This window comes from Virgibacillus sp. AGTR, assembly GCF_016919725.2.
Taxonomy (GTDB): domain Bacteria; phylum Bacillota; class Bacilli; order Bacillales; family Amphibacillaceae; genus Virgibacillus; species Virgibacillus salarius.
Genome location: NZ_JAJERH010000059.1, coordinates 1 through 14,027 on the forward strand (window position 1 = coordinate 1; position 14,027 = coordinate 14,027).

At 34.6% G+C, this 14,027-nt stretch carries 15 protein-coding genes; 3 read left to right on the forward strand and 12 right to left on the reverse strand.

All coding sequences use genetic code 11. From position 1 onward, the window contains the following. Positions 1-603: 603 nt before the first annotated feature. On the forward strand, positions 604-744 hold the full coding sequence (locus JUJ52_RS17250) for an anti-repressor SinI family protein (protein ID WP_080668711.1): 141 nt from the start codon (positions 604-606) through the stop codon (positions 742-744). On the opposite strand, the gene JUJ52_RS17255 is transcribed toward JUJ52_RS17250, so the two are convergent. The 7 genes from JUJ52_RS17255 to JUJ52_RS17285 all read right to left on the reverse strand — a co-directional run bounded on the left by JUJ52_RS17255 (position 745) and on the right by JUJ52_RS17285 (position 7,606). Beyond that, the gene (locus tag JUJ52_RS17255) at positions 745-1,404 is read right to left on the reverse strand and encodes a response regulator transcription factor (protein WP_228089053.1); all 660 of its coding nucleotides are present in this window, start codon (positions 1,402-1,404) and stop codon (positions 745-747) included. A 4-nt stretch (positions 1,405-1,408) separates the two neighbouring features. Then, a complete protein-coding gene (locus JUJ52_RS17260; RefSeq protein ID WP_205388549.1) occupies positions 1,409-2,581 on the reverse strand; it encodes a sensor histidine kinase in 1,173 nt (390 codons plus the stop codon). Between the two features lie 483 nt (positions 2,582-3,064). Then, positions 3,065-4,219, reverse strand: a complete 1,155-nt coding sequence (locus JUJ52_RS17265; RefSeq protein ID WP_205388550.1) for a VanZ family protein — start codon at positions 4,217-4,219, stop codon at positions 3,065-3,067. A 384-nt stretch (positions 4,220-4,603) separates the two neighbouring features. Further along, positions 4,604-5,149, reverse strand: coding sequence for a dihydrofolate reductase family protein (locus JUJ52_RS17270; RefSeq protein WP_205388551.1), 546 nt, complete (start codon positions 5,147-5,149; stop codon positions 4,604-4,606). A gap of 221 nt (positions 5,150-5,370) precedes the next feature. Further along, complete coding sequence (locus JUJ52_RS17275; protein ID WP_205388552.1) at positions 5,371-5,874, reverse strand: GNAT family N-acetyltransferase; 504 nt, start codon at positions 5,872-5,874, stop codon at positions 5,371-5,373. Positions 5,875-6,078: 204 nt separating this feature from the next. Then, complete coding sequence (locus tag JUJ52_RS17280) at positions 6,079-6,912, reverse strand: MerR family transcriptional regulator (protein WP_026681980.1); 834 nt, start codon at positions 6,910-6,912, stop codon at positions 6,079-6,081. A gap of 553 nt (positions 6,913-7,465) precedes the next feature. After that, entirely contained in the window at positions 7,466-7,606 is a 141-nt protein-coding gene (locus JUJ52_RS17285) for a YpzI family protein (RefSeq protein WP_080668712.1), read from the reverse strand. A 190-nt stretch (positions 7,607-7,796) separates the two neighbouring features. Here JUJ52_RS17285 and nagZ point away from each other — a divergent pair, with 190 nt between their 5' ends. Continuing rightward, positions 7,797-9,035: a beta-N-acetylhexosaminidase gene (gene nagZ / locus JUJ52_RS17290; protein WP_205388553.1), complete on the forward strand. Its 1,239-nt coding sequence runs from the start codon at positions 7,797-7,799 to the stop codon at positions 9,033-9,035. Between the two features lie 521 nt (positions 9,036-9,556). Next, positions 9,557-10,099, forward strand: coding sequence for a site-specific integrase (locus tag JUJ52_RS17295; protein WP_026681983.1), 543 nt, complete (start codon positions 9,557-9,559; stop codon positions 10,097-10,099). Between the two features lie 56 nt (positions 10,100-10,155). Here JUJ52_RS17295 and JUJ52_RS17300 read toward each other — a convergent pair whose 3' ends face one another. The 5 genes from JUJ52_RS17300 to JUJ52_RS23605 all read right to left on the reverse strand — a co-directional run bounded on the left by JUJ52_RS17300 (position 10,156) and on the right by JUJ52_RS23605 (position 13,971). Beyond that, positions 10,156-11,022: a pentapeptide repeat-containing protein gene (locus JUJ52_RS17300; RefSeq protein WP_166530300.1), complete on the reverse strand. Its 867-nt coding sequence runs from the start codon at positions 11,020-11,022 to the stop codon at positions 10,156-10,158. Between the two features lie 92 nt (positions 11,023-11,114). Then, entirely contained in the window at positions 11,115-11,357 is a 243-nt protein-coding gene (locus JUJ52_RS17305) for a phosphotransferase-like protein (RefSeq protein ID WP_205389765.1), read from the reverse strand. A gap of 51 nt (positions 11,358-11,408) precedes the next feature. Beyond that, entirely contained in the window at positions 11,409-11,882 is a 474-nt protein-coding gene (locus JUJ52_RS17310; protein WP_034679307.1) for a GNAT family N-acetyltransferase, read from the reverse strand. 432 nt (positions 11,883-12,314) lie between these two features. After that, positions 12,315-13,280, reverse strand: a complete 966-nt coding sequence (locus JUJ52_RS17315; RefSeq protein ID WP_205388554.1) for a helix-turn-helix transcriptional regulator — start codon at positions 13,278-13,280, stop codon at positions 12,315-12,317. 28 nt (positions 13,281-13,308) lie between these two features. After that, on the reverse strand, positions 13,309-13,971 hold the full coding sequence (locus tag JUJ52_RS23605; protein WP_205388555.1) for a CPBP family intramembrane glutamic endopeptidase: 663 nt from the start codon (positions 13,969-13,971) through the stop codon (positions 13,309-13,311). Between the last annotated feature and the right edge of the window lie 56 nt (positions 13,972-14,027).

The window sequence follows — 14,027 nt, forward strand, 5'->3', positions numbered from 1 at the left end:
ATAACATTGAGCTTTCTAGCCCCTAGTAATACACAACAAATGCAAGTTCTGTATAGAGGTGACCCCAACATTGTCCCCCACCTACAATCGATTCGTGAGCAAATACACAATTTATGCAGGTTTCATGTTAATAAGATAGTTAGGGTGCAAACGATAGATGGAGAAGTTTATGAAGGGACTATTGTTAGCTGTGATAAGAGGCATTTATACCTTAGTATAGATAATTCAAATCGTCAATACGGATATGACCCTTACACCCCGATAATAATGTCACTAGTTCTTTATGAATTACTTTTAATTACATTATTGTCAATCTATTAAGTAGTTTAAATACATCTGATCTTTTCACCTCGTCTGACTGGAGTTAAGTCTTGATGTATAGGAGCTTGACTTTTTAGGTCAATATTATTGAAGTGTACAAAATTTCTAAGTAATATCGTTCGCATAATTTAGTATCCCGACATATATTACTATATTCGCTCTTCTTCTTTAAATAATGACTTTTATGACTAAAATCATGACTATAGTTATCTTCCACACCTCCTCCCTGTTCTTTAAACTAATAAACATCAGTAGGAACAACGGAGGAGGATAGTTGAAAAAATGAAACAGTTAAAGAAGCGAGAAAATCTTGATATAGAATGGCTTTGGCTGATTATCACTGCAAGGAATATCGGAATTACGAAAGATGAGATCAGACAGTTTCTACGCAAACATTCATTATCCAACAATATGAAGCACTAATTATAATTCTTTTAGTAATAAAATTGCTTCTGTCCGCGTACGTACATCTAACTTTTTATAAATTTGGCTAATATAATTTTTAACAGTACCTACGGATAAGTATAATTCTTGCGCAATCTCCTTATTCTTTTTGCCGGAGATTAGTAGTTTCAAAATGTGGTATTCTGTTTTAGTGAATTCTAAATTTTTGTCTGCTAATTGATAATATAGGTAGTCTGTTGATTGGTCATAATCATTATTATTTAAGTGATCGACTAAAACGGAATGTACAGATGAAGGAATAATCATTTGACCAGATAAGCTATCACGAATGGATCTTATTATTTGATCAGTCTCTGAATCTTTAAGTAAATAACCATTCGCACCATTTTTAATTGCTTGTAAAATGTACGCATCATTAGAAAATGTTGTTAGCATTACGATAATTATATGTGGATAGGTTTGTTTGATTTCTTTTGTAGCAATAAGTCCGCCCTTATTTGGCATTCTAATATCCATTAGCACGATATCCGGCTGATATTCTTTTGCTTTTTCCACCGCTTCTTTTCCATTGTAAGCTTTTGCAATAACTCGGAAATTGTCATTAATTTCTAAAATAGCAGCAAGTCCATCACAAAAGATAGGTTGATCGTCAGCAATTAAAATATGAATAGGCTTCACTTTATCACCCCAATTTTTTGTTTTCATATTTTTGAGATTGATATATGGATGGGAGACTAATCATTAATTCTGTACCACCATTATTAGGAAGTGATGTAATTAACCATTCTCCTTTTAATTCTCGCACTCTTTCTTGCATAGAGATTAATCCAAAACCTAGAGTTGCTTGTTTTATATCAAAACCTTTTCCATTATCTATTAACTTAAAAATTGTGTTGGAATCTTCTTTATATAGCAAGAATTCAAAATGCGTACTTAGGCCATGACGAATACCATTCGTCAAACCTTCCTGGAGAGCACGATAAATTACTAGTTCTTGTTTAGGGCTGATGTGTAGGTTAGGGGCATCGATATGATAATCAATAGTAATACCAGTTTGATCAATAGTATCTTCTAGTAATGAAGTTATACTTGGTAGAAATTCAATGAAAGACTGCTGATTATTTAACAGTTTTACTGATTTTCGCACATCATTTAAACCATTTTGAAGTTGAATTTGAATGTCATTTAACAGTTGCTTTGCTTTTTTCTTGTCATGATCTATCAATTTGTTACTGGCCTTAACACCCATGATTGTTGTTGTTAATGTATGTCCAATTGTATCATGGATTTCTCTAGAAATTCTGGTCCTTTCTGCAAATAGCGTGTTTTCCTCTAATGACAAAGCAGCTTTTTTTATACTCTCGTACGCCTTTGCTAATTGCTGTTTTTGATTGACTATAATTTTTGCTAAGTAACTAAGTGCAAAAAATGAAACAAACTCTAAGCTTTTTGGGATAATAAAATGTAACGATTCAAACGATGGATAATTAATAAATCTACCTATAACAAAGAATGTGTACGCAAGAAAAGTAAATGGTATGCTAAATTGCTTTGTTCGATGCATCGCTGCTTCACCAACTAGCACTAGTAAATATATTTCTGAAATGAAGGAATTGTCATAAATATTAATAGCTAAAGCGATGAATAATTGGATAAAAAGTATGATTCCTCCTTTAAGAGAATGTAAATCAACATGAAAAATAAAATTTCGGATAATGTATGTAATAATAAACAGAATGGTAAATAAATAAATTTGCAAGAAATGTTCTTGCTGATCCAATGAAAGCAATGGTAGAGTTATGATTAAACCAATGATAATAATAAGGTCTAGCTTTTTTTCAAATGATTGACTCATTATTCACTTCCCCTTTCTGACTTAGACTCTTACTAACATGTTATCAAACTTTCCACTCTCTTCATGACATTTGATTTTTTTACTTCATAACTTTTATCCTTATTTGATATTGTAAAAAAGGAAGTTTCACTTTATGATATCAGTTCGTTATTAAAATTAGATATCCAAACCTTTACTTCTTCAGATGAAAAAGAGGCTGGAACAAAACACAACTTCTTTACTCAAAATACGAATAATTATGTTATCAATAGGAGTATCATCGCCGCCCCCTGAACATATACGCGCTTTCCGAGCACGGCCACAGCTAACTTGGTAAAGAAAAACACGTTACCAAGTGTGGATCTTCGGACTGGTGCTGTTCCCGCCGGAGTCTCGCTTATTTCAGGTGCTAATTTAATTTTTCTAAAAACGAGCGATAATTAATTTCAACTAATTATCGCTCGTTCTTCATTGTTTCTTCATTCTTTTGTCTCAGCCTCTTTTTTAAATTTCTTGTTTTTTTGTTGGTGTTACATCGGCAACATCATCAAAGTAAAAAAGGCGCTTTCCCTTCTTTAAAACAACCATTAGAATATGGCAAAAGAGAACTAACCACAGTATTAACATGAAAAAGAAAGCAGCAAGGCTAATCCATACATGATAATAATAGAAAGCAGATTCCATATCTAAGTTAATCAGGGATACAGCCTTTAAACCCTGATAAATAACCCATGGTATATAGAGTGCTATAAATCGCTTGAGTAGTAGCGGCCAAGCAGGATATCTCTTCTTCTTATCTATGAGTCGATATCGCATCACGGTTGTACCAATTGTTTTTCCTTTCCAAAAGACGGGTACAACAAAAAATACCACAAAAAAGGCCAACGTTTTATAAATGACTTCTATTAGATGGTCTGTTAGAAAGAAACCAGTTAAAATTTCCCAACTAATATGGACTAATAGAAAATCAATAAATATAGCAAGTAACTGCGGAATAGGTAAGACGATGTCTTTACGAAGTATTTTATCTTTTTTGGCTAACACCTTTTTCTTTGACGGAAATAAAGCAAGAATTACAGGTCCGATAAGAAAACCAAAAAGCGCACCACTACTATTCAATAGAAGATCATCGACATCAAAAATGCGATAAGGGCATGTATACAGTCCGTAAATACCCGTTAGTTGCGTAACTTCGAAAAATAATGATGTTGTAAAACCAATTAGGAGAGCACGTTTCCAATAGTACCTTTCTTGAAAATAATATCTTATATAGACACCAAGCGGAAGCAATAATAAAAAATTGAAAACAGCTTGTAAGAACGTACTTTCCTTGATAATTTGTATATAGGTTGCTGGCTGTGACCAAATTACCGCACTGCCATGTACGATATCCCAAACAAAATAAAAGGGAATAATGGAATAATAAACGGTATCCGGTGCTTGAAATGCACAGGTATCTCGAGTGCTTGGAAGTGGCAATAAAACTAGAAACAAGGCTGAGAGCATATAAAAAATAAAGGAATAAACGATAATAGATGTCCAAATGCTTAAATAGCCATATTTTCTATAGCAATAAATTAACCATGGAATGATAAGTAAAAAACCTAAAACTAAAAACATGATAAACGCTGTTTGTATTGGCATCGTATAAGAAAACAAGCTACCACCTCATTTTTGTTATGAATTAGTTTCTGAAGTTTTTTATTATCTAAACATGGTACAGAACAAAAGCGCAAGCGTCCGATTAGAAACGTAGCGACTGGAGCCAGTCAACGAATATTAAGAGCTCACGGTGAGCTTGCGAGCCGATCATGACTTATCGTAGGGCGATTTGTGAAGTCACCTAGTTTTCTGGGATTCAGGGCGCTAGAGCTGGACGCAGCTCAACACGCCTATATTTTATCCACTTGGGCAAATGTTATCATTTCCTTCATTTTCCTAGACTATAAAAAAGTGTGTACGCATCATACACACTTTTTAACGGTTATCTTATTACTTTGATCATTCAAGATATAGTAATAGCATGTTTTCCATTTAAAATCTCTATTTATTCTTAACCTGATAAAAAAGCTGTACATGTCCTGATTGAAGTGTTTGCGTGTGTATTTGCTTCATAGTGACTCTTTCTTGTACTTCTTTGAATAAAGGTTTACCTTTTCCAAGAACAACTGGTGCAACGGTAATGTGATATTCGTCAATTAATCCCGCATTTAACATATTAGATGAGAAGTCAGCACTTCCTAATATTGCTAAATCTTTACCAGCTTCTTGTTTTAACTTGCTGATTTCGTTTTCCGCATTTCGTTGTATAAGTCTCGTATTTTCCCAGGTCGCTTCCTGTAGTGTATGGGAAAATACAATCTTCGTATGAGCATTCATAAGGCGAGCGATATTTCCGGTAGCGCTAGGCCAGTAGCTTGCCATATGTTGATACGTTATTCTTCCAAATAAAAGCATATCTAACGATTCTAAAAAATTTTGAGCATACGCTTCGTATTCATTACCCACACGATGCCAATCCACTTCTCCATGTAAACCGGCAAAGAACCCATCAAGAGACATTAACTCTTGGGCGATTAATTTTCGCATCTGAACCACCCTTCTAGTATAGAATTTTAAGGAAAATGTAGTAGGATAGCTAAAAGATTAACATAATTACGAACTATGGATTTCTTCTCGATTGCTATCTTTCATCTTAACTTTATCAATTAATGTTAATTTTGGCTTCTATCCATTGATCAGCAACGTTGGCAGTGATACCTAGATGTTACCATCTTTCATTCACGCGATAGTAACGTCACCCAGCATGGTTATGTGTACTTTGAATATACATGTACGTTCTGACCGTTCAATACGAGCTTTTTATCTAATGACATCCCTATTTTTTGTGCTACATGTTGAGAGGCAAAATTATCAGGTTGGATAAGAGCAATAAATCGTTCATGCTGTAGATGTTTAGTTCCATGTTCTAATAATGTATGTGCTGCCTCTGTTGCATATCCTTTCCCCCAGTGCTCACGAGATATCCAGTACCCTATTTCGATTTCCTCTTTACCATCAATCGTTTGTGGAACTAATCCCGCATGACCGATCAGCGTGTTATCTGCTTTATTCACTAATACCATTAAGCCCATGTTTTTATTAGACTCATACGTACGATAAATCCAACTTAAAAACTTCTTTCCCTCATTTTCATCTCTTGGCTTGCCATTCCCAATAAATTGGATAACCGCTGGATCGCTTAACAATGACATCAGAAATGGAAAATCATTATTATCATATCTTCGAAATAATAGTCTTTGAGATGATAGCAATTATATCACTCCCTTCTATTTATAATCTTATAATTGTATAATTATCTTCATTTATTTTAACATTTGGTATATATAAAATCACTGAAAAATTTAGTTATTTCTATGTCGTGAAAACATGTTTCCTCTATTTCCTTCTAGGCCTCATAGATAGTCTTGGTGAATGAGATCTTAGCTTGGTCCTTTCCCCTTTACACAGGTTACGTGTTAAGTCTTTGCTTTTACTGGGATTTGTATTTCCGTTACATACTCTTCTTGGTTTCCGGTTACAGCTAAGTCAATGATCATTAACTCAATTCCATTACCTATGATTTCATAGCCGCGCTGTTGGATTTCTAATAGTAGGATCTCATAGCTCTCCGTAATATTGTCATATGGTCCAATATGATGTATGCATGCATAATTTTCAGCGCTTATTGTTGATAGATCCTCCATGTTATTAGGCACATGATGAAGTATAATGAACACATCATTGATTTGAGGTGTTTGTTGAATGCTTAATGAATCTTGTTTAATTGTTATACCTATGTCTCCTGAGAAAAGAGAAAAATCTTTCATTAATAGCTGGTTTTGCAATGAATTAATATAATAGTCGAACATTTCGTCTGATGCATCTGGAGCTACTGGCATTGAAATAATATGTCTTAAAGGAATGGTCGTAAACCAAACTGAGCGCGGAGAAGCTTGCAGTGATTGTTTAATCATCTCTGCTTTATCATTCATTTTTTCTAGCATAAATTCAATCTTATTTTTCTGTTCTTGTAAGCGTTGGGCCTGTTTTTCTAACATATGTAAAACCGTATTTGGCGTTCGATTGGCCATGAAATGCTTAATATCCTGTAGTGAAATATCTAAATTTCTTAAAAATTTTATTGTATCAAGCATGGAAAATTGGTCTAACGTATAATATCGATAATTTGTTTGCTGATCAACCATGTTAGGTTTAAAGATATCCTTTTCATCATAATAACGTAACGTAGATTCTGATATATGATGTAGTTTTGCCATCTCGCCAATCGTAAAATATTGTTTAGGCAACATGTATATACCCCCTTCTTCTCTTGTTGTTTTTTAAGTATTTTTCAGCCTAAATTCAAGTATGCCTGTATTAATAGGTATCCTTTTCATTTTTTTATTTCAAGTATGTATCGGTAATAAATAACTTTCCTTATTTCACGCTGCTGTAGTTGTATTCGGCTCTATAAAGAATAGCAAGCATTCTAAAAACTTCTTAATAATTCGATGTGATATTTTTTATATGGAATATAATCCCCTTGGAAAGTTAAGTATAGTAAATGAAAATGACAATTACATTGGGGCATCCTTATATATTCTAAAGAAGCTGTGAATAAGAAGAATACATCTAGTTGTTATTATAGTATACATTAGTCTATTCATCTTTTTCATTCATCAAATCGTAATCGTTTCTTATACTTCTATAGTACATAAAAAACGCGACCTATTACATTGTAAGCTCGCGTTTTTAACCGATATCGCAAATATATACGTTTTGTATCTTGGATCATGTTTATTATAGGGTTGAGTTCCTATCTATTTCATAACGAATAATCGATTCAAGTCGCTGTATTTCCAGCTATTTTTTTCCATCATTTAATCTTCTAGCTTCTTCGGGACTTGACATTTTTGTAGAGCCTTTATAACGTAGCCCTACATCACGATCTGATTCCACGCGTCCGCTCTCTCGTAGCTTCTTTTCTTGACGATCTTTTCCCATCGTTAACCACCTCCTAACATTTAACATGGTTGTTAGCTTCATTTTTATACATTTAGGGAAAAAGTAGTTAGAGATCGCTGTTAGCATATAGATTTCCTAAATAGCAGTGCGAAATGTACATAAACTAAAAGCATCTATTACTATTTTTGCTCGTTTAATCATAGCAATGATTAAAAGGAGGATGACACGGATGAAATCCAACTCTCTGTTGAAGGCGACTGGACTATGTTTGCTATTCGCATTGTTGCTGACCTCATATAATTGGAGCAAGGTTAAGGGCGTATCCCCTACTACTGTTTTCGAAAACAGTGGACATACCATTGATATAACCAAGAAGATAACCCCTCATTCACCCATTCAAGCAACTATTGACAAGATGTCTTTAAAAGAGAAGATCGGACAACTTGTAATGGTTGGCGTCGATAGTACCTCAATGGATAGGAGAATTAAGAAGTTAATTCAACAGCAACATGTTAGTGGCGCAATTTTATTTACGAAGAACCTTGAATCCGTTCAACAGGCTAAGCAACTAATTAATAACTTAAAAAAGAGTAATGCGAACAACCCTGCTTCTTTGTTTATCGGTATTGATGAAGAGGGCGGGCGTGTCTCGCGAATGCCAGAAGAGTTCCTATCAACACCTGCTAGTAGAGAGATTGGTGATTCTGCCGACTTGAATTGGACTTATCATACTGGTCAAGTAATTGCTATGAAGGTTGCCTCACTTGGCTTTAATATCAACTTTGCTCCTGTACTGGACATCGATAGTAATTCAAATAATCCTGTGATTGGCGATCGTTCCTTTGGATCAAGTCCGGCTAAAGTAAGTGATTTTGGAATTACTCAAATGAAAGGGATGCAGTCGGAACAAGTCATTTCTGTTGTCAAGCACTTTCCCGGACATGGTGATACAACTAGCGATTCACATATTCAGTTGCCAACGATTGATCATCCTAAATCTCGATTAATGCAGGTAGAGTTACTGCCATTTCAACGAGCGATTACTAAAGGAGCAGATGCAGTTATGGTTGGTCATCTACTTGTAACAGCGTATGATAATGATTCCCCTGCTTCCATGTCAAAAACGATCATATCTGGTTTGTTACGAGAAGAGTTAGATTTTAATGGTGTAGTCGTTGCAGATGATATGACTATGGGAGCGATTCAAGATAATTACGATATAGGCGAAGCTGCAGTGCAATCGATTAAAGCAGGTAGTGATCTAATTCTTGTTTGCCACGACTATGATAATGCTGAGTCAGTGATTAATGGAATTAAGTACGCAGTACAAGCGGATGAGATCACTGAAATGCGTATTGATCAAAGCGTAGAGCGGATATTGAAGCTTAAACAAAAATATCAATTAACAGATGCGTCAATTGAACATGTAGCTATTGATGAAATAAATCAAGCTATAATAACATGGTAACGTAACTATTTAAACGATCTTACAAGGCTTACGTTTCTTTCAATCACGTAAAATTATGTAATGAAACAAAATACATATTTTGTTTCATTATGAAAATCAATGAAAGCTTGTTACAATAGTTAATGAACCTTTTATATAACCTATGTATAAAAATGTAATTATACATATCGAGTGGAAACGTTCTTCAAATATATGGTAATTATTTGAGGGATCTATCTAAAAAAAAGATATAAATAAAGGATTGCATGGAAGCGAATAAAGGGATTGGTCGCAAAGGTATATTTCGCTTCGTCTGAGAGTCCTTCAAATTACTTCTATTTAAGAGGAGGGGAATCACAATGGAGAAAATGAAGTTTGGAGATTATGTTTTTCTTACAAAAGGGGAACATATCTATCTTCTTGAAAAGTATGGCGAATATGAACTAAACCGAAAGATCGAGGATTTAAACAAATCAAAGCTCAGAGATCCAAGACGAATCTCTGAAATTAAATCAGATTTCCATGCTTTAATTAGTAAAGGCATGCAAACGGTTCAACCAATTCGAGATCGATTAAAAATTGAAGCGATGAAGCAAGAGTTAAAGAAGAAATCATATCGTAATTATTTTTTGTTCGTCATGGGTATCAACACAGGGTTACGTATTAGCGATATTTTACCATTACGTGTTTATGATGTTCGCGGAAAAACACACATTGTTTTGAAAGAAACAAAAACTAGGAATCGTAAAAGATTCCTATTACCAGCAGAATTACGGGGAATTATAGCAGATTATATAACAGGTAAGCACGACGAGGAATATCTATTCCCTTCTCATAAAACGGACTTACCTATTAAGCGGATACAAGCTTATAAGATCTTAAGTAGTGCAGCTAACAATGTTGGTATCAAGGATTTTGGCACGCACAGTTTAAGGAAGACTTTTGGTTATTGGCATTATACAGTAAATAAAGATGTAGCCTTATTGCAAGATATCTTTAATCATTCATCACCTGACATCACGCTACGGTACATTGGGATAAACCAAGATATTGTTGATAAAAGCTTAGAGCATTTTAGTTTATAAGAAGTATGAATAACCGACTTGTTATGAAAATCGATCGTTAACCGGAATATGTTACCTTAACGATCGATCTCATATTCCCAATGACTTGGTCGATGGAGAAAAGAAGGGATTTTTGTACTTGCATCGCCATTTGCTGCATTTAGCTGAGGTTGAGTGATAAATAAGCTTTCACTTAAATTAGTACCTTGTATATTTGCATCTCTTAAGTCCGCACCTATCAAATCAGATCCTCTTAAATCTGCTTCACGGAGGTCGGCAGCAATAAATAAAGCACCTCGCAAGTTTTCACCTCTTAGATCTGCTTTATAAAAATTAGCCCTTATGAAATCAGCCCTTTGCTTATCCTTTTTTTGTGCTATTCCAAAGTTACGTTGCGCATTGGAACGAATAATTGCACTTGTCTGTTGTAGTAAATCATTAACCTTATCACGATGAGCTTGTATATCTATTGTTAATATTTCATTCGCCTCATAAAATGTAAGTTGTTCCGTTTCTGTAAACATAGTTATTAGATCACTTTTAAATGGTAATGAAGGTTCTATATCGATTGCTTGTGACAAATACCATAGCATTTCCTGAAGCTGTTGCATAATGGGGAATACGGTGAACATTTGCGAAGCTAATACTTCAGAAGAATTCCAATCAATTCCTGAGAAAGTATGTTGTGAAACCTTTTGTCCCGCCCCAAAGCATTCAAAAACAGAACATCCGCGGAACCCTTCGTTTCGTAAGGTCTTATGTATAGCGCAATTAAAATTTGAATGCAAATTGGAACAAGGTGTCCCTGCATTTTTATTCCGTGCAAAGTCTGCTGACTTTGCAAACGGTAATGCTACACAACATAGTCCAAAACAATTTTCACAATCCGATTTTAAATTGTTCTTTATTTTATCTTGATAGGTATTAACATTTATTTTTGACAAATCTTATTCATCTCCTGTTTCTACTCATCTGTTTTCGATAGCGGGAAAGCTGTAGTTGTTAGCTATTTTTGGTTAATAACTGCTTCTTACATTTATTCCAGCTTGACTATGTATTGCAATCGATAGGTGCATAGTGATATACATTTTTTAATCATTGGCTCAAGATCAGAACGTTCACCACCTGGACGCAAACCAATTCCAGGAAGAATTTTTTCTGGAGTCATGTTTATATATGTATCCATTCCGATATTTATCCATAATTCTGGTGATTTACGTTGCATAGCCTGAGCGATGCTTGTCTTCCCTGATCGAGGAGCACCGTTAAGGTTGACAATCTAACCTTTATGAAAGCTTGTCACATGTATACCGCCCTTCCTTTTAAAGGATTATATATCAACTCGTTTAGCCATATGGTGACCTGTCATATGATAGCCCATTTTCTTATAAAGAGAAATGGCGCGATGATTATGAGCAAAAACATGTAATCCGATTTGTTTAATGTTATACGAAATTGCATAAGCGTCTAGTGCCTCCATGGTAGCTTTACCTAGTCCTCTTCCTTGTTGATTATCATCCAAATGTATGTCATAAATAAAGGCTTGTTTCTCCTGCCCGTTTGTTCGAATATGAATCCATAAGATGCCGACATTTTGTTCATTATGCACGATAGAAAATAGTTTCTGATTATTTGTTTCTAAACCTGCTGGTAATAGATCTGTAAACTGATTTTCCGCTTTTTGTAAAGCATCTTCCTCTTTCCAATTTCCTGCTTGAACATGTTGATTGGCATATTCTTTCACTGAATTTTTATAGTAATGATCGAATGTTTCTTGATTCATTGGTGTTAACTGCACTTTCATGATGCTTGCCCCCTTTTCTTTATTTTGTTGTCCCGATGCGTTAATCCCCGGATAAGCAGTACACCTGTGACTATACGTAGAGCTACATTTTTAGCTTGAATGAAAAACATATAAGCTAAAAGGGAACGCTCGAACCAAGCCAATAAATAGGTTGTATAAAGACGAGTAGAGTTAATAAAATACTTGAAGGTAAATGATATGTATTTCTTTTTTTAATAATTTTCCAAAGTTAGTAACAATAGCAATACTATCATTCCAAAAGTGATATAAAGCGATAATGCAGGTTGTTGAAAAACACATATCTCTCCTCCACATTATTATTTCGTTATACTCTCTCTGTTCTCCTGCTAGATTTAGTTATTTTCAATCAGAGTAAGATTCCGTTTTTTTCTGATATGGAGCACGTGAAATAAATTGCGTTTATTGAACCGATTATTTGCTTTTGGAAAGGGAAATAATTGCTTTTGCTTGGTGAATAATTTGATCACTGAGATCTACTGGCTCCACTACTTTTATTTTATCTGCAAAACTCAAAATATAGCCAACCGCTTCATCCTTTGTATCAAATGTAAGCTTTACTCGTATCCAGCCTCCTTTTTTATTGCTTTTCGTTTCGATTTTCTTCATAAACCGATTGGTGAATGCTAGTCTAGGTAGAATGGACGGATCTACATCAACACAAACCTCATATGTAGGAAGTGTATCCATAAAAGCTTTTGTCGATGTTTCCCAATAGCTAGCGAGATGAAAGTCTTTTGGTCTACTAAATTGCACATCTAAGATTTCAGCAGAAGTTATTCGAGACACACGATAGTTACGAAACGCATCCTCATTTTTCAAGGCAACTAAGTACCATTTGCTCCCCTTTGCTACTAGTCCGAGCGGGTTGACTAGTTGATGACCAGAGGATCCATCCAGACGTTCATAACCTAATAATAATTGATTGCAATTCCATATCGCCTGTTTCAGCACATCAAAGTATGCATTTTTTTCTTGTCGGTTTCTCCACCCACTTGTATCAATATGAATACAATTCCAGATTTCTTCTGCATTTTTATGATAAATAGACGGAATGGAGGCAATAAGTTTACTTCTTGCATTTTTAGAAGTCTTTGATAATCCTAAAACCTCTAGTAGATGTGGGGATGTTGAAATAAATAAAGCGCGCATTTCTTCTTCTGTTAAACCTGTCAATGTAGTACGATAATTTTCCAATAACGACCATCCGCCATTTTGTCCTCGTTCAGCTACTACTGGTATACCTGAACTGCTAAGTGCCTCCATATCTCGATAGATGGTTCGCTCAGATACTTCAAGTCTTTCCGCCAATTCCTTTGCAGTAATCTGCCCGTATGCTTGTAGTTGTATAAGAATGGATAATAGTCGATCGCCTCGCATCATAATCCCCTTTTCACTTCAATGTATATCAGAAAAATAAAGTCATTCCTATGATAATGATCATAATATCAGCACAAATGTGAATAATCCATGAAAACCATATGGTTCTATTTTTTTCATTTACTTTATGAAAAATGATCGCAATCAACCAAAGACCAATGAAGCATGCTGCAATTAAGAACTTGTTGAACCATAAAGCAATCATGGGAATGTGGTAGGAGGCGAATAATAACGGGCTAATAATGTAACCGAGCTTTCGTGGAAGCTGAAAGAAAATAAACCCACGAAAAAAATATTCTTCTAATAATGAATTAATCAATGTAACGTAAATACCAACAAAAATAAACCCTGTTGCTGTGATACCTAATCGATTTGTTAAATCATGCTTTATTTCACGTATATCGAAGAATGGCTGTAGCATTAAATAAGCAAATAATACAATTCCTGCAGATAGTGTCCCTAATAAAAGTAAATGAAGCCAGTCCCGGCGACTTAGTTTCTTCATACTTAGAACGTCAGTAAAACGGAACCCTTGGAATAATTTACTATAGAGCCATATATTCAAGAAAAATAAGCTGATCTTACTAATTGTTTTTATAGTATAATTTATGGTTAAACCATGTTCGATAAAAGCGAGCGTTGCACATGTTACGAATGTACTGCTTATTAAAAAAATAATCTTCTTTGACACAAGTTTCCCCCATTAATGTATTTCGTGTTATTCTGGGATAAGTATTTATGTCAATA